Source organism: Lysinibacillus telephonicus, from assembly GCF_003966145.1.
Lineage (GTDB): Bacteria > Bacillota > Bacilli > Bacillales_A > Planococcaceae > Ureibacillus > Ureibacillus telephonicus.
Genome location: NZ_RXNR01000015.1, coordinates 16382 through 32624, shown reverse-complemented (window position 1 = coordinate 32624; position 16243 = coordinate 16382). Strand labels below are relative to the sequence as shown.

At 34.3% G+C, this 16243-nt stretch carries 14 protein-coding genes and 1 riboswitch; of the genes, 11 read left to right on the top strand and 3 right to left on the bottom strand.

The annotated features are described in order from the left end of the window. Window positions 1-8: 8 nt before the first annotated feature. The 5 genes from EKG35_RS07160 to EKG35_RS07140 are packed head-to-tail and all read left to right on the top strand — an operon-like array spanning window position 9 to window position 5858. A complete protein-coding gene (locus tag EKG35_RS07160; RefSeq protein WP_185807671.1) occupies window positions 9-2852 on the top strand; it encodes a M14 family metallopeptidase in 2844 nt (947 codons plus the stop codon). Next, window positions 2849-3463, top strand: a complete 615-nt coding sequence (locus EKG35_RS07155) for a pyroglutamyl-peptidase I (RefSeq protein ID WP_126293760.1) — start codon at window positions 2849-2851, stop codon at window positions 3461-3463. Before EKG35_RS07160 ends, EKG35_RS07155 begins: the two co-directional genes overlap by 4 nt. 1 nt (window position 3464) lies before the next feature. After that, window positions 3465-4190: a 5-oxoprolinase subunit PxpB gene (gene pxpB, locus EKG35_RS07150; protein WP_185807670.1), complete on the top strand. Its 726-nt coding sequence runs from the start codon at window positions 3465-3467 to the stop codon at window positions 4188-4190. 41 nt (window positions 4191-4231) lie between these two features. After that, window positions 4232-5101, top strand: a complete 870-nt coding sequence (locus EKG35_RS07145; RefSeq protein ID WP_185807669.1) for a 5-oxoprolinase subunit C family protein — start codon at window positions 4232-4234, stop codon at window positions 5099-5101. Next, a complete protein-coding gene (locus tag EKG35_RS07140; RefSeq protein WP_126293757.1) occupies window positions 5094-5858 on the top strand; it encodes a LamB/YcsF family protein in 765 nt (254 codons plus the stop codon). The genes EKG35_RS07145 and EKG35_RS07140 overlap by 8 nt, the downstream gene beginning before the upstream one ends. Before the next feature lie 264 nt (window positions 5859-6122). Here EKG35_RS07140 and EKG35_RS07135 read toward each other — a convergent pair whose 3' ends face one another. Further along, window positions 6123-7160 (bottom strand): PTS sugar transporter subunit IIC, encoded by a 1038-nt coding sequence (locus EKG35_RS07135; RefSeq protein ID WP_126293756.1) that lies wholly within the window; start codon window positions 7158-7160, stop codon window positions 6123-6125. 214 nt (window positions 7161-7374) lie between these two features. On the opposite strand from EKG35_RS07135, the gene EKG35_RS07130 reads away from it, so the two are divergent. After that, on the top strand, window positions 7375-7923 hold the full coding sequence (locus EKG35_RS07130) for a YusW family protein (protein ID WP_126293755.1): 549 nt from the start codon (window positions 7375-7377) through the stop codon (window positions 7921-7923). 124 nt (window positions 7924-8047) lie between these two features. Next, complete coding sequence (locus EKG35_RS07125; protein ID WP_126293754.1) at window positions 8048-8422, top strand: DUF423 domain-containing protein; 375 nt, start codon at window positions 8048-8050, stop codon at window positions 8420-8422. Window positions 8423-8594: 172 nt separating this feature from the next. Here the strand turns inward: EKG35_RS07125 and guaD are convergent, their stop codons facing one another. Then, a complete protein-coding gene (gene guaD, locus EKG35_RS07120; RefSeq protein WP_126293753.1) occupies window positions 8595-9953 on the bottom strand; it encodes a guanine deaminase in 1359 nt (452 codons plus the stop codon). A 180-nt stretch (window positions 9954-10133) separates the two neighbouring features. Between guaD and EKG35_RS07115 the strand changes: the two genes are divergently transcribed. After that, window positions 10134-11306 carry a TIGR00375 family protein gene (locus tag EKG35_RS07115; RefSeq protein WP_126293752.1) on the top strand — a complete coding sequence of 391 codons (1173 nt, stop codon included), beginning with the start codon at window positions 10134-10136 and terminating at the stop codon, window positions 11304-11306. A 269-nt stretch (window positions 11307-11575) separates the two neighbouring features. Here the strand turns inward: EKG35_RS07115 and EKG35_RS07110 are convergent, their stop codons facing one another. Beyond that, window positions 11576-12322 carry an alpha/beta hydrolase gene (locus EKG35_RS07110; protein ID WP_126293751.1) on the bottom strand — a complete coding sequence of 249 codons (747 nt, stop codon included), beginning with the start codon at window positions 12320-12322 and terminating at the stop codon, window positions 11576-11578. A gap of 195 nt (window positions 12323-12517) precedes the next feature. On the opposite strand from EKG35_RS07110, the gene EKG35_RS07105 reads away from it, so the two are divergent. From EKG35_RS07105 to hemG, 3 genes are all read left to right on the top strand, one after another. Further along, entirely contained in the window at window positions 12518-13402 is an 885-nt protein-coding gene (locus tag EKG35_RS07105; RefSeq protein ID WP_126293750.1) for a LysR family transcriptional regulator, read from the top strand. A 48-nt stretch (window positions 13403-13450) separates the two neighbouring features. Next, complete coding sequence (locus EKG35_RS07100) at window positions 13451-14323, top strand: tetratricopeptide repeat protein (RefSeq protein ID WP_126293749.1); 873 nt, start codon at window positions 13451-13453, stop codon at window positions 14321-14323. 221 nt (window positions 14324-14544) lie between these two features. After that, window positions 14545-15936: a protoporphyrinogen oxidase gene (gene hemG, locus EKG35_RS07095; protein WP_126293748.1), complete on the top strand. Its 1392-nt coding sequence runs from the start codon at window positions 14545-14547 to the stop codon at window positions 15934-15936. 76 nt (window positions 15937-16012) lie between these two features. Next, window positions 16013-16112, top strand: a riboswitch (SAM riboswitch). Window positions 16113-16243: the final 131 nt, after the last annotated feature.

Here is a 16243-nt window from a genome sequence, read left to right as displayed (position 1 = left end):
TGATGAATATGGAGGATTTATGGACATTAGAAGGCTTGCTGCTCGATAAAAATAATGATGGAGTACCTGATGGTGTTTCACTTTATATTGATTTACCCGATAATCTATATCCATTAGGTTTATTAGATTTTATGGTGAGAGTAGGACTTGAAACTACTGCCTTGTCTTTTAACTTTTTTGAGTTTACAAATCAAAAAGTAGTCATGAGTTTTGAGAAAAATGAAACTGAAACAAGAGCAAGTTTTGAATCAGGAAAACTTCATATTTATTATACATCTGAAGAAGCACTTTCCAGTCTATTAAGCTCAATTGCTGGAACTGAATTGAGAGAGAATTTAGTTAAGGACAATGCACAATCATCTATTACTAGTATAAGTGACATTTGGACATTATCTGGATTTGGTTATTTACAAGAGGCAAGCCCACAGCAGCATCTTAATATTAATATAGGCTGTGAAAAATGGAACAAGCAGCTATTTAAAGCAACATGTAATTTTGCAGCAAGATTGGGTTTAGTAAGTACTTCTATTACTTTGCCAATTGCTCAAAATAAAAACGCAGAAATCCAGTTTATTATTCAACAGCACAATCAATCATTTATTGAAGTGCCAAAAGAAAATATTATCCAATTAAATGGTTCACTAGACCAATGTGCAAATATGATGGAATGGTTAGCGAACGAAAGAAGCTGGAAAGAGAATGGGGTTTTAGGTGCCTGGGAAAATGCATTTCATTACGCTCATTTTAAAAATAAAGAAGAAACAATGCTTGAAGTAAAGTGGGATAACCCCTCTGAAATAGAACTTGCTGAAAAGCACTTGGAATCTTTGGCAAATAATCAAATTCAGAAAGTAGAAGTTTATGTCTCGGAGCCTTTAGAGATTAGAAGCTTACTAAAAAATAAATGGTCTGAAAAATATAAAAATATTCAAGAGATTACTGTAAGATCATCATTCAAGCCTGGTTTTCATTGGATAAAAGAAGAGCTGATCCATCAAATACCTGCCAACGCAAAAAAGATAAAGATAAAAGTTAAAGAACATCATTTAGAAAATAGTCTTGAGCTGCCGATTCGTTGGATTCAAGAACTTTACCCTATCGATGCCATTATTGAAAACGAAACATCAATTAGTAAAGAAAATGTTCAATTCGAACTAGATAATCAATTAAAGCACACTTATGAAGTAGTCACCTTATTAGATGATGGGACGGTCTATCATTTAGGAAGTTTAGATGTTGAATGCAGCAAAGTTCCTTATGTGGATGGAGAGAGATTTGCTGCACCAACGACAAGCTGTATTGTATTTAGTTCTGAAACAGGTAAAGCGGTAATGCATTTCCCATCAGATCGGGAACGTTTTTATCAATTTTATCTGACAGATTTTTTACCTCAATTATTAGATGGAATCGGTGAAATAAAAGGGGAAAAAGGACTTACACAGCCTCTATTTGATCAAATGGAAGTAGAGGTTTGGATGAGTGAAGAGGAAGAAAGACTTTCAGTTAATGAAGAAAGAACATCTCCTTTAGAAGCGCTCTATGAAGATATTTATTTTAATACGTTAGATTACTTCGAAGATTTAGGAACAAAATTAATTGGAAAACCCTACATAGCGGTTGGTGCTGTTGTTCCTATTATGCATGTTGCAAAAGGTGAGAATCCTAGGGCGTCAATTAAAGTAACAAAATGGCACCAATTAAATAAAAATGAAGTTAAAACAAAAGAACTTTTCTTCGAAAAAAATGTGCCAACAAAGGTTAGGTTAGAAGTTAATGGCCATATCGATTTGTGGGATATTGATGAATTATTAACAATGTGGGAACAAACAAAAATTGATGATACAACAGTACCCAATAGTGTATTAGTTGATTATTCGTTTCGAGGGCGTCCAATTCATGTAATAGAAAAGTATTTACCATCAAATGAACAATTTGATAATCCTTTAAAAATGACTCTGTTTAAACCTACAGTGTTAATTGAATGTGCACATCATCCTAATGAAGTTTCAAGTAATATTGCAGTTCATAGATTATTAGAACGGTTAGAATCCAACAATGAACTGCTGAAAAAAATTAATATCGTTGCAATTCCATTGGCAAATCCTGATGGACATTATTTACTAAAAAAATTAACAAAGGAACATCCAGAATGGAAACATCATGCTGCTCGTTATAATGCAGTTGGACTTGAATTCGCCCATATCAGATATAAAAATACTATCTTTGGGGAATCAAATGTTCTGCCGGAATTAATGAAAAGATGGGCACCAGACGTTGTCATTGATAATCATGGAATTCCTGCTCATGAATGGGTACAGCCATTCGCAGGGTATAATAGCCCTCCACGTTTCCCAGTGTCATATTTTATTCCGAGCGCTAAAATATACGGAATTGGTAGATATTCAAATGAACTTGGTACAGATGTAGCCCGAGAAAACCTAGAGAAAATTGTAAAAGACATGAGTGAAATCTATGAAACAACTAATATTCCTAAACAAAATGAATATTGGAGAAGTAGATTCCGTAAATATGGCCATGATTGGCTGCCTGAGATATTCCCTCTCGAAGTGCATGGCAACATTAACTTCTATAAAGAGAGAATTGTAACACCTACTTACTCTGCAGTAAGTATTTTAAGATATCCTGAATGGGTAGCAGCAGATATTATTTCTGAAGTGGCAGATGAAGTAGTATATGGTGACGTGCTGGAGGAATGCGTAGAAGCACAGTATTTATTTAATTTATCAATACTTCAAACAGTTTCAAATTCGAATGTAGACATGAAACGTAACGGAAATACCTTATACAGAGAGAGACCACTAGAAATAACAATTAGGGGGGAGTACATATGAAAAAAATACTTTTAACAGGTTTTGAACCTTTTCTAGATTATAAAATAAATCCAACTATGACAGTTGCTAAGGAATTGGATGGCAAAACAATTGAAGACTATGAAATTGAAAGCTTTATTTTACCTGTAGATTTTAATCAATCTGAAAAACTTATTATAGAGAAAATGGAACAATTAAAGCCAGATATTGTAGTTTCCCTTGGTTTAGCAGCTGGCCGATTTAAAATTACACCAGAAAGAATCGCGATTAACGTAAAGGATGGAGATCGCGATAATAATGGTTTTGCTCCTTTAGATCAATTGATTAATAGCAATGGTCCAGATGCTTATTTTTCAACTTTACCGGTTAGATCAATTATCAATAATCTAATTGAAAATGGCTTCCCAGCAGAAATGTCAAATACTGCAGGAACATATTTGTGTAATAACATTATGTATAGCGTATTAGATTATATTAAAGTCAATGACTTACGTTGTAAAGCTGGTTTTATTCATATGCCTGCTTGTCATGAATTAGCTATTATACATGGTAAAATTCCTAGCTGGTCCCAAAAAGATTTAATATCAGCAATTGAAATTAGTTTAGAAGTGATAGCTAAAGAGGGGGATTAATGTGATTCCTGTCATATCAATACAGGATAAAACAATTGCCTCGTTCATTTTTGGACAAGAAATTAATTTATCAACTTTTCAATTAGTAACAGCATTTGACCAATTTATTAACAAAAATTGTAAACGGTATATAATTGAAACAGTACCAAGCTATCATATGGTAACCGTTTTTTTTAATAGGACTATTTCGAGTGATCTACTAACAAAAGAAATTTTAGCAATGTGGGAAAAATATCCTGTTGGAAATGCTTTAAATACTACAAAACAAATTACAATACCTGTTTGCTATGAGGAACCTTTCGCTTTAGATTTAGATCGAGTATCCAAAGAAATCAATTTATCGAAGGAACAGATCATCGAAAAGCATTGCGAACCACTCTATACCGTTTTTTTTATTGGCTTTTTACCTGGTTTTCCTTATCTAGGGGGGCTACAAAAAGATTTATATATTCCTAGACTTGAAATACCAAGAAAAAATGTACAAAAAGGCAGTGTAGGGATAGGGGGACAGCAGACGGGAATATATCCAGTAGACTCCCCTGGAGGGTGGAATATTATTGGCAAAACCCCTATTGATTTATTTAATGTGAAAAGAAAGCATCCTTTTTTATTGCAAGCAGGTAATCAACTAAAATTCGAAAAAATATCGAAAGAACAATTTGATGAACTTGAACAACAACTAAGTAAGGATTCAGAATATGTTTTTGAATTATTAAAAATGAATTGATTTTTGTTGACGCATAGTTGAAGTAGAAAGTGGAGATAAAAGTGAAACAGTTACTTAAGGTTTTGAAGAAGGGGGTATTTTGTTCATTACAGGATAATGGACGATTTCATTTTCGAAAATTTGGTATACCTACAGCTGGTCCAATGGATAAGTTATCTTTTGAATTGGGAAAAAAAATTTTAGGTAACGATAATAATATAACTGCTTTAGAAATCTTTTATGGGGGAATGTCATTTGAAGCACTATCGAAACATGAATATGTGTTAGTAGGCGCTGATATGAATGCTAAAGTTAATGAAAAAGAAATTGAGTCTTGGAAAACTTTTATTTTAAATGAGGGGGATATTTTAAAAGTTCAATTTTCTAAACAGGGGTCAATCGCTTACTTAATACCAATTGGTGGATTTAAGGAAGAATCTATTTTAAATAGCTGCTCAACATACCTAAAGGCGAATTTAGGCTGTAATATTCAAAATGGAACCATTTTATATGGAGAGGATTATCCAATTTTTAAAAATCGTCGAGGACTATTTTATAAATTTATCCCTCAATTTCCAAGCCACCATCAAGTAAGAGTTGTTCCTAGTTATCAGCTGAATTATTTTGAAGAAAAGGATGTCAATCGCTTTTTTTCTGAGGAATTTCAATTGTCCTCCGGTGATCGAATGGGATATTTTTATAAAGGTCCAAAATTGAAAATGAAATGTAAAAAAGACATTCTCTCTGAACCGACAATGTTTGGTACTATTCAAATTCCGCCAGAAGGGCAGCCAATTATTTTAATGGCTGATGGCCAAACGGTAGGAGGATACCCGATTGTAGGGAAAATACTTGATGACGATTTATGGAAGGTAGCTCAACAACGGTATGGTGACCGAATCTCGTTTATAAGGGAGAATATTAATGAATAAACAATTAACGATTGATTTAAATTGTGATTTGGGTGAAAGCTTCGGTATATATAAAATTGGCAACGATAAAGAAATGATGAAATATGTTTCATCTGTAAATATAGCATGTGGGTTCCATGCAGGAGATCCATCTGTAATTAGAAAGACAGTAAACCTAGCATTAGAGGCAAATGTCGCTGTTGGGGCACATCCTGGATATCCGGATTTACAAGGTTTCGGTAGAAGAAACATTAATTATACACCTGAAGAAATTTTTGATTTAACTTTATATCAAATAGGTGCTTTAAAAACATTAGTAGAAGTTGAGGGAAGTAAATTACATCATGTAAAACCTCATGGAGCACTCTATAATATGGCTGCGAAAAGTGAAGAAATAGCAAATGCAATTGTACAAGCGATATTAAAAGTAGATGAAGAACTTATTTTATATGGATTATCTAATAGTTATTTAATTTCAGAAGCGAAGAAATTAGGGTTGAGAGTTGCAAATGAAGGGTTTGTTGATAGAACATACAATGAAAATGGACAATTAACCCCTCGTACACATCAAAATGCTGTCATTACTGATGAAGAAGCTTCATTAAAACAAGTGATTAAAATGATTTCTGAAAAGAAAGTTATTGCGACGTCAGGAAAAGAGATAAATATAGAAGTCGATACATTGTGCATCCATGGTGACGGTGCAAAGGCAGTTGAATTTGCTCAAAATGTAAGCAGTATTTTAAAAGGAAATAATATAGAAATAAAAACAATTTAATATTAATGTTTTCCATAACAAGGGAATAGCGAGAAGTCTTCTTCTAGAAAATAGATATTAAAGCATTATAGAGATTATTTCGCCTTATAAATATCGAAACAGTAGCAATAGGTTTGATTTCTATTGCTACTTTTCATAGTTATAGGGCATTTTTTATCCTTTAGTTAGTGATCACTTAAAATCATTTATAATAGCAAAAAGCAAAGCGTTTTAAATTTAGTTACGCTTTGCTTTTGCTATATTTATAGAAGTCCTTTTAAACTATCATTCATAATCCAATTTATAATCTTCATCTTTAATCATTTTAAGCTTCTTCTTAAATACGTAAATAAAGAATAGATTTAAAATCAAAGGTAAAATAAGGAACATGCCAAGCATGATGGCGATGTTTGTTGCAGTCCATCCACCCTCAGCTAATTTAATATAATTCAATGGTCCAACTAATCCAGATAAACCAAATCCAGCACTATACGGAGTACCTTGTACATTTAATACCCCAGCGAGTCCACCAAGGATTGCCGCAGTTATTAACATTGGGAAGGCAATGGAAGGTTTCATAAAGAAGTTGCGCATCTGGATTTTTGGTGAACCTAAAACATGGGCTAATGCTGTTCCAAGCGAATTTGCCTTGAAGCTTGCAAAACATAATCCCATACCAACAGCTACAATTCCTAAGTTTGCAGCACCTGAACCGATGCCAGATAGCATAATTACAGTAGCAACACCAACAGTTGAAATTGGCGATAAAATAATAATTCCGAAGACAACTGCGATTAACGCACCCATAATCACAGGTTGTAAATTTGTTAAGTAGGCTACTCCTTGACCAACTAACCCTGCACTTGTTTTTACAAAAGGTAATATCATTGCACCAATCATGCCTGGAATTACTACTGTTAATGTGGGAACAACTAGGATTGAATATTCTCTTAATCTCTCACCTACTAATTGAACAAATAATACTGCTAATGCAGCAGTAATCCCTGAGTTAATTACTACACCAATTCCGCTAATTGTAAATAATCCATCTGCAGTTTTACTAACAACGCCGCTACCTATAATAGTTGCAATTCCAACACTAGCAGTTTGAATCTGAGTTAATTTAAATTGCATACCAACTAATATCCCTACTAATATTGGCAGCATGCTCATAACAATCACTGTCGCATCTAAAAGATGCTGCAGTACTGGTACAGAAGGAATTATTAATTTTAATATTTCCCCTAATAGTGCATTTGGAATGAGCGCACAAACGATAGCGATGCTCATACCGTTTAATAATTTACTGAAGAAATCTTTCACATTGATTGCCTCTTTCTATTAATAATTTATTAGAATAATTATATAGAATATTGTGAATAAATCAACAAAAAAATTTAGCGATTCAACGCGCTAAATCGAAATTGGTAAACTTTTCTACTAATTTAAAGAAATTTTATTTAAATTAAGGGATAAATTTTTCACTTTAAAGGAGAAAATAATTAGTGTATTTAATCTTTTGAAGGAGAGGGAAAGAATGAATAAAGTAAAATTTCTTTTAACGATAATGTTTACGCTTGGTATCTTATACGCTTGTAATAATAATGATGACCAAGAAGAAGTAATGACAGAAAACAAGCAAAATAACCAAACAGATGAAATAACAGAAGAAATTGAAAACAATACAGCTCTTCAAGCAGATGAAACGATGGATCCTGACCAAACGGTGGCAGATAAAACACAAAATGGCGGCTTAAGTTCGAAGTTCACTAATTTTGATTTAGACGTAGAATATAAAAATGATATTTCTTTTGATGTTGAATATACGAATAACCAAAATAAAGTAACAGCAGAAATTGAAGATGAAATTAACAATGTTCATTTACAAGGTGATGAAGCCAATAAAAGATTAATGGAGGCTTTTGAATTACTCAATTTTGAAGAAAATACAAATGATGAGGAAGTAAGAAGTCAAGTATTAGAAGCCTTTAATTTAGATGAAAATTTTAAGGAATTCGAACTTGAAATTAAATTCGAAACCGGAGAAGTGAAAAAATATAATTTTAATAATAACTCAGGGCAATAAAGAATTAGTATTCTAAGAAGCCCTTTATGCAAGGGGACCCTAAAAGATTTTTAGGACGTCCCCTTGTTTTTTATACAACGAAAAATATATAGTTAAATTGAAAATACATAGAAGGGGCGTTTTTATGAATATTCTATTGTTAATAGGAACATTACTTGCTTTTTTAGGTGTGGCTCTAGGTGCCTTTGGGGCACATGCCCTAAAGGATAAATTTCCAGAACCACGATACGAGCAATATTGGAATACGGCAGTACAATATCAAATGTACCATGCACTTGGAATTATATTACTCGCAATTCTTTCAATGGACTCGTTAGTAGGGCCAACAGGTTTGATTGTTTGGGCAGGTTATCTAATGTTTGTAGGTGTGATTTTCTTTTCAGGTAGTTTATATGTTCTTTCCGTTACGGGCGTTAAGAAGCTTGGGGCAATTACACCAATTGGAGGAGTTTTATTTTTAGTTGCATGGGTGCTGGTATTTATCGAGGCTATAAATTAAAAACTGCGAGGGCTCATTAGCTGAGACCTCGCTTTTTTACTGAAAGACGTGTATAACACTAGTTCCTGTAAGGACTAAGAAGACTCTCCCGCTTTTTGGTTAAAGGTGGGTTAGTAACCAGTATAAAGAAATGGCATCAACCCACTTTTTGGTGCGAGTTGTGTATTTCTATTTATCGTTCGTGAACTTTATTTCCTTGAATCCAGACTTGTTGAATATTTTCAGGGCGTGCAAGATAAATAATTTTTTGGAAAATATCGTATAGATCGTCCCCGAAAATAGGTAGCTTAGCAGAAGGAAGTTTTGTATTAATAATTTGTACATCCCAAGTATAGTTTTCTTCAATTCGGCCGATTGGCAAGCTTAAAGATTCTCCTCCACCGGCAGTTGCAAAATAAAATGCTTCATTCGTTGTTAGACGTGACGAAGGTACTCCCCGATTATCTGCTGAAACAGTAGTGTCCACACCCTCTTCCAGCATTCTTGAAGAGATGACAGCCTGCCTTACATTATCAAAAAGGCTAGGAGAGAAGCCGCCAGAAATATCTGTACCTAATCCAATATCTACGCCTTTTTCGTGCAAATGTGCGGCAGGGAGTACACCATTGGAAAAGAATACATTTGAAACCGGGCAGTGGCTTATTGCCGTCCCTGTTTTTGCAAAAAGTTCTGCATCTTCATCATTTAAAAAGTTACAATGCGCCATAATCGATTTTTCTTGTAAAAGACCGAAATCGTTTAATGCAAATGCATCATGTTTTTGAAAACGATCAATCACATATTCATGCTCCCAATCGCTTTCGCTGCAATGCGATTGAATATACGTATCGTATTTTGCAGCGAGTTCTCCTAAGCCTTTTAATGCTTCGTTCGTACAACTTGGGATAAAACGAGGCGTAACAACTGGATAGACGCCTTGTTTTGTTTGCTTGTTAAGTTGTTGTACAGCTACAATAAATTCTTCTGTTTGTTGTAAAGCAGTTTTTGTATCCGCATCTCGATAATAGTCAGGACATTGATCTGGATTATCCATCACTACTTTTCCAACCAAGCCGCGTTGACCAAGTTTAGCGCAAATTTCCGCAAGCAAAAGACTAGACTCCTTATGTACCGTGGCGAAATAAAGAGCAGTCGTTGTGCCGTTTGCAATTAAAGTTTTAACTAAATCTTGGTAAACAGTTTGAGCATAGTCAATGTCGGAAAACTTTGATTCAACAGGAAATGTGTAAGTGTTCAGCCAATCGTATAGAGGAAGGTCTAGAGCAGTGCCTAATTGAGCCCACTGAGGCGCATGAACATGTAAATCAATAAATCCAGGGAGCAGGTATTCTCCATCTTCTAAACGGTGGAAATTTTCCTTCCCCTCATAAGCGCCTAATAGTGCAAGGTATTGTTCGTCATCAGGAGAGACCATTTTTTCAATAAATCCATCTTCATTAATACAAAAAATAAAGTCTTTTAAAATGTTTACTTCTTGAAACGTCTTGCTGGAAAATGCAGTTCCTTGAAAAACGTGGGCATACTTTTCCATAAATGATCCTCCTTTAATTTCCATATTTAGAAAGCTTATTGTCATTATAGAGGATTAAGAAATTAGAGTCTAACAAATAACTATTTCGGAATATAAACATTTCTAAATTGCAGACCTGTAACAAAGTTTGCCGTTTAGGGTATTCTTAAAATAAAAATCTTTATTGAGGACGTGTCTTATTTGTTAAAACATTTTTATGCGGATTTACATATTCATATAGGCCGGACTGAAAGCGGCAGGGCTGTAAAAATTACTGGAAGCAAAAATTTAACGTTAACAAATATTTTGCATACAGCAGCCTCTAGAAAAGGTTTAGACTTAGTTGGAATAATTGATTGCCATTCGCCAGAAGTGATAAACGAGCTGGAAAAACTCATAGTTGAAGAAAAAGTTACTGAGCTTTCAGGTGGAGGATTGCGCTATGAAGAGACGGTATTAATTCCTGGCTCAGAAATTGAAATTTACGATGAAAATTGCCATGGACCTATACATGTACTTGCATTCTTTCCAACGCTTAATACAATGAAGCGGTTTTCTAATTGGATGAGCAAGCATTTAAAAAATATTCACTTAAGCTCTCAAAGAATTTATTGTGATGGGCGAACTTTACAACTGAAAGTTCATGAACTAGGTGGGATTTTTATACCTGCTCATGTGTTTACTCCTTTTAAAAGTCTTTATGGAAAAGGCGTTGTAAAAAGTTTAACTGAGGTTTTTGATCCAAATAGAATTGATGGAATTGAACTTGGTTTAAGCTCGGATACTTATATGGTAAATGGAATAAGTGAATTAGATCCGTATACTTTCCTAACTAACTCAGATGCCCATTCTCTAGGAAAACTTGCTCGTGAATACCAAAAAATTCAGCTGGAAGAAGCGAATTTCCAGGAATTAAAAATGGCGCTGCAGCAAAAAGACGGTAGAGAAGTTATTGCAAACTATGGCTTAAACCCGAAGTTAGGAAAGTATTATGAAACGGTTTGTGCGAATTGTGGAGAACAGGCTACGGAAACTTTCCATAGATGTCCGTACTGCGGAAAGGAACATTTCATAAAGGGCGTATTGAAACGTATTAAGGAGCTATCGGATGTAAATCATTTACAACGTAGACGGCCGCCTTATATTCATCAAATACCATTAGATTTTATCCCTGGAATAGGACCGAAAACAATTGATAAAATGCTCGATGTATTTGGAACAGAAATGAATATACTTCATCATGCGTCTGTTGAGGAGTTGCAGCAGGTAATTCCGAAAAAACATGCCCATACTATAGACTTAGCGAGAAAAGGACTTCTTGAAATAACGGTTGGTGGTGGTGGGACTTACGGGAAGGTTCAGCAAGGAGAGTAAAATTTGAATATAGCTAACATTTGGACAAGCACCATCGTTTGAAAATAAAAAACAAGCTGCAAAATAAGACGGGGAATCTTAGTCGCAGCTTGTTTTAAAGGGATGTATGTCACTAGGACATATATTTTATAGCAAATTGGGGAATCTGCGACTTTGGCTTAGCCATTTGCCGCATAAATTTGCTAGGGGATACATTAATAATATGGACAAGTTTCTTAAATTTCATATCATGAAATTTAAAATCTTATCTTAACTTGCTGTAAAGTACTTTATTCTTTCCATTTAAGTCCTTCAAAGAAATGATAAATTTCTTCAAAAACAAGTTCACGTTCTTCATCAAGAGTAAGAATATGCCCGGAATTAATAAAACTTTTAACAGATTTGATTCGTGATTTCACAGAGTTATAAATTAAATCTGCACTTTCACAGTAATAATCATCATCTCTTAATCCACGTAATATATGGACTGGAGTTTGAATTGTTTCTAATTTTGAACTAGTTTCATTAATCATGCCTTGTAAATACTCTAGTGAAGGCATGCGGAATTTTTTTGCAAGTTCTTGTGGGCTATCAGTATCTTCATTAAAAGTTCCTGATAATTTTTTATATTTAATCGTATAGTCAATAATACGATTTTGTAAACTATCTACACTTTTTGCAAGTGCAGGAGCAGACATTGCGACGATTGCTTTTGTTGGTCGTTCTTCACCAAGCTTTAAAGAGAATATTCCTCCTAGTGAAACACCGGCAACTGCGATTTCTTCATAACCTCTGCTTCTAAGTTCATCATAACCTTCAAGAACACTGTTCCACCATTCGATTGGGTCTGTTTGAATTAACGTGTTAGGATCGCCACCGTGTCCTTTGTATAATGGGGCGTGTACAGTATAATTACGCTCTGATAAATATTTACCTAAACGTTTAACATCATTAGTATTTCCAGTAAAACCATGAAGTAAAAGAACGGCACGTTTACCTTTCTCAATTGTAAATGGTTTTGGCGGAATAATTTTCATTTTTTTGAACTCCTTTAATTTCTTACTTGTGACAAATATAAGGAAATTTTCTGAAAAGTATTGTTTTCTTTATTAGAATTTGATATGCAAACTGATTGTTTAACATTATTATAGTGTTAACGATACATAAGTACAATTTATTGTTTTTATCATTTTCATTCCAAACAGTTATCAATTAAAGAGAGGTTTTCAAATATGGAAATTCAGCAGCTAGAATATTTTAAAACCGTTGCGGAGATGCAGCATATGACACAAGCAGCAGAGAAGCTTAATATCTCCCAACCAGCTTTAAGTAAATCAATTTCGAACATCGAACAAGAAATTGGAGTGCCTCTTTTTGATCGACAAGGCCGTTCAATTAATCTAAATCGCTACGGTAAACTTTTTTTGGAAAGTGTTGAAATTATTTTAAAGGAATATGAAAAGGCGAAAGAGGAAATAGGCGGTCTAGTAATGCCAGGGTATGGGGAAGTTGCATTCGGATTTATTCATACTCTAGGAATGGAAGTTGTACCAGAGTTGATGGCACATGTCCCTGACAAATATCCTAATATGAGATTTACACTTACCCAAGCAACTTCTTATAATCTACTGAAGGGACTTGAAGAAGGGGTTATTGATTTATGTTTATCTCAAAGAATTGAATCGAAAACAATAGACATCGAGTGGATTGAGCTGTGGAATGAAGAATTGTTTGTTATTGTACCTAAAAACCATCGATTTGCTAATCGAGAAACAATTAGGCTTGAAGAAATAAAAGATGAATCGTTTATTTCTATTAAAAGAGGAAATGCGCTGCGACAAATTGTCGATAAATTTTTTAAACAAGCGGGTGTAACAACAAATATTACATTTGCCGGGGAAGAAATGCATACTGTTGCAGGATTCGTTGGTGCGGGGCTTGGAGTATCACTTATTCCTAATATAAAAGGTTTAAATGAATACAATGTGTGTAAAATTCGAGTAAGTGATCCAATCTGCGAAAGAAAAATCGGAGTATCATGGTCAGGAGGACGTTATCTATCCCCTGCAGCAAATCAATTCAAAAATTATTTAGTTGAATATTTTAAAGGAAAATAAGCAATAAATAGAAAACTTATTAATTACTTATAAAAGGTGAAGATAACGTTGCAGTATGATCGAGAAATGTTTGAACAATTGCTGTATGAGCATAAACATATATTTAACAATGAAGAAATAGAAATGGCTCTTGCATTTTATAATCTCGCAATAGATGGAGATGTAGACTCTATGATTGAAATAGCGCATATTTACCGACAGCTTGAAAATTTTAGAGCGGCAGTTTTCTGGTTGAGCGAAGCGACCGTCGAAGGGAATATAGAGGCAATGTATGAGCTGGCAAATTGTTATTTTGAAGGACTTGGTGTAGAAGAAAACTATACAGAGGCATTTAAATTATATAAAAAAGCCGCGGAAAAAGGCCATGCAGATGCGGCGAATAATTTAGCAGATATGTACTTGAACGGGGAAGGTGTCCCGGTTAATGAGAAGGAGGCGTTATATTGGTTTGAAACCGCTGCAAAGCATAATGTAGTTGAGGCTATGTTTACACTTGGAATTATTTATGAGCAGGGAATTGGCATTGAAGCTGATGAAGAAAAGGCTTTAAGCTACTATTTAGCATCTGCTGAAGGGGGCTATAATGAAGCACAATACCGAGTTGGTTCCATCTATTTAGACGGACTGCTAGGACAGCAAAGCAACATTTCTTTAGCTTTAGAATGGTTTGAGAAAGCTGCGGAATCTCACCATATTGATTCTATTTATAATCTTGGCTTTTTATTTGAAAATGGTATAGGTGTTGCTAGAAATGGCAAGAAGGCGCTCCACTATTATAAAAGAGCGGCTCTTATGGGCGATTATCAAGCAAAACTAAATATCGCCAGTATTTACGAGCAGGGATTAGATGTGCCTAAGGATAAAAAAGAAGCTGCACGTTGGCGTAAATCGGCTATGTATCAAATGAAAAGTACGGAATAGAAAATATTTTAATTTGAATTGAAATAAGGGATGTACAGAAAGAGGAATTTCTGTACATCCCTTTTCTTCGTTATAAAGTGAAAATTTAAAGGCTATTTCTTCTTCATCAGCAACAGCCATATTCTTTGTACTAATTTTGTAAAGTAACATACAAGCTCTATATTGAAAAAAAGTTTATACTATTAGTAAGAGTTAAATTGTTCGGATAGGGAGTTGTAATGATGAAAACGGTTGTTGTAGTTGGAGGCGGAATAACAGGATTATGTACAATGCATTATTTGAGAAGATATGCCCAAGAATTAGATGCACCTATTCGTCTTATACTAGCGGAAAAAAATGATTATTTGGGCGGTAAAATGCATACTGAATATGAGAATGGCTTCATTATGGAAACTGGTGCAGATTCTATAGTAGCCCGTTACCCTGGAGTGCTGGACCTTGTTAAAGAGCTTGATTTTGAATCGGAGCTTGTATATAACGAAACAGGAATTTCTTATATACATACAAACAACGAATTGCATGCAATACCAGCAGGGTCAACCTTTGGAATTCCTATGGATATTGATTCATTAAATGCTAGCACATTGATTTCAGAAGAAGGTAAAAAAAGAGTATTAAAAGATTTTGAGTTGCCGAATACAAAGTTTACGAAAGAAAGCTCTATAGGGGAATTTTTAGAATACTTTTTAGGGAAAGAAATTGTTGAAAAGCAAATAGCGCCTGTATTAGCTGGTGTTTATTCAGGCGATCTTTATCAGCTTTCTCTAGCATCAACATTGCCTTACTTAGTTGATTATAAAAATAAATATGGAAGTATTATAAAAGGCTTTGAAGCAAATCGAGAGCAGTTCGAGAAAGCCGCAAATAAAAAATTCATCTCGTTTAGAAATGGTTTAACTGCATTAATTAATCGACTTGAAGAATTAATGCCAGAAGTAAAGTTTTATAAAAATACTGCAACAATTAGTGTTGAAAAGCATAATAACGGTTATGAAGTGTCATTTGATAATCGACCTTCCGTTTTGGCTGATGCTGTTGTATTAGCTGTACCGAACCAAGTTGTTCGATCTGTACTGAACGATAAAGAATTAGATAACCAATTATCAAAATTTACAAATGCCTCTGCAATTACTATGTATTTAGGGTTTGATGTACCTGACTCAATATTGCCAGCTGATGGAACTGGTTTTATTGTTTCACACAATAGTGATTTAGTATGCAATGCATCAACATGGACAAGTCGTAAATGGAAACATACATCAGTGAATGGCAATTTACTTATCCGCTTGTTCTATAAAAATAATAATCCAAAGTATGAAGAACTTGCTGCTATGTCAGAAGAGGAGCTTACAAAAGTAGCTCTAAATGATGTGAAAAGAAGCTTGAATATCGAAGAAGAACCTGTTGTTGTTAATGTTGAGAAGTGGATTGATTCAATGCCTAAATATGATTTGGCGCATAATGAAGCTTTGCAGGTTGTTCAGAATGAACTTGAAGATAAATATCCTAATCTTTTCATCGCTGGCTGCTCTTACTTTGGCGTAGGAATAGGTGCATGTATTGAAAATGGAAAAAATACTGCAGAGAAAATTTCTAACATATTATTGCAATGATTCACAAAAATCTGATTATAGTATTGACGAAAGAGCTATTTCAAGATATGATTCAACTTAATATAATAAAAAACAACTCTTATCAAGAGAAGCAGAGGGACTGGCCCGATGAAGCTTCAGCAACCAACAAAATGTAAGGTGCTAAATCCAGCTGGCAAAGAGCCGAGAGATAAGAAGGAAATCTAATTAGCATGCTAAGCCTTCTTTTCGAAAAAAGAAGGCTTTTTATTTTTTGAAGTTTAACGGATGAAGGAATTCTCTAAGTTGAAGTCTACTCCTCCGTAAACGCAAAGGCTCTTTCATATAA

What these genes read in the sequence shown, in the direction of transcription:
- EKG35_RS07155 (WP_126293760.1), top strand. Translation starts at nt 2,849, where the DNA reads ATGAAAAAAATACTTTTAACAGGTTTTGAACCTTTTCTAGATTATAAA.
- EKG35_RS07130 (WP_126293755.1), top strand. Translation starts at nt 7,375, where the DNA reads ATGAATAAAGTAAAATTTCTTTTAACGATAATGTTTACGCTTGGTATC.
- EKG35_RS07125 (WP_126293754.1), top strand. Translation starts at nt 8,048, where the DNA reads ATGAATATTCTATTGTTAATAGGAACATTACTTGCTTTTTTAGGTGTG.
- EKG35_RS07140 (WP_126293757.1), top strand. Translation starts at nt 5,094, where the DNA reads ATGAATAAACAATTAACGATTGATTTAAATTGTGATTTGGGTGAAAGC.
- hemG (WP_126293748.1), top strand. Translation starts at nt 14,545, where the DNA reads ATGAAAACGGTTGTTGTAGTTGGAGGCGGAATAACAGGATTATGTACA.
- EKG35_RS07160 (WP_185807671.1), top strand. Translation starts at nt 9, where the DNA reads ATGGAGGATTTATGGACATTAGAAGGCTTGCTGCTCGATAAAAATAAT.
- EKG35_RS07105 (WP_126293750.1), top strand. Translation starts at nt 12,518, where the DNA reads ATGGAAATTCAGCAGCTAGAATATTTTAAAACCGTTGCGGAGATGCAG.
- guaD (WP_126293753.1), bottom strand. Translation starts at nt 9,953, where the DNA reads ATGGAAAAGTATGCCCACGTTTTTCAAGGAACTGCATTTTCCAGCAAG.
- EKG35_RS07110 (WP_126293751.1), bottom strand. Translation starts at nt 12,322, where the DNA reads ATGAAAATTATTCCGCCAAAACCATTTACAATTGAGAAAGGTAAACGT.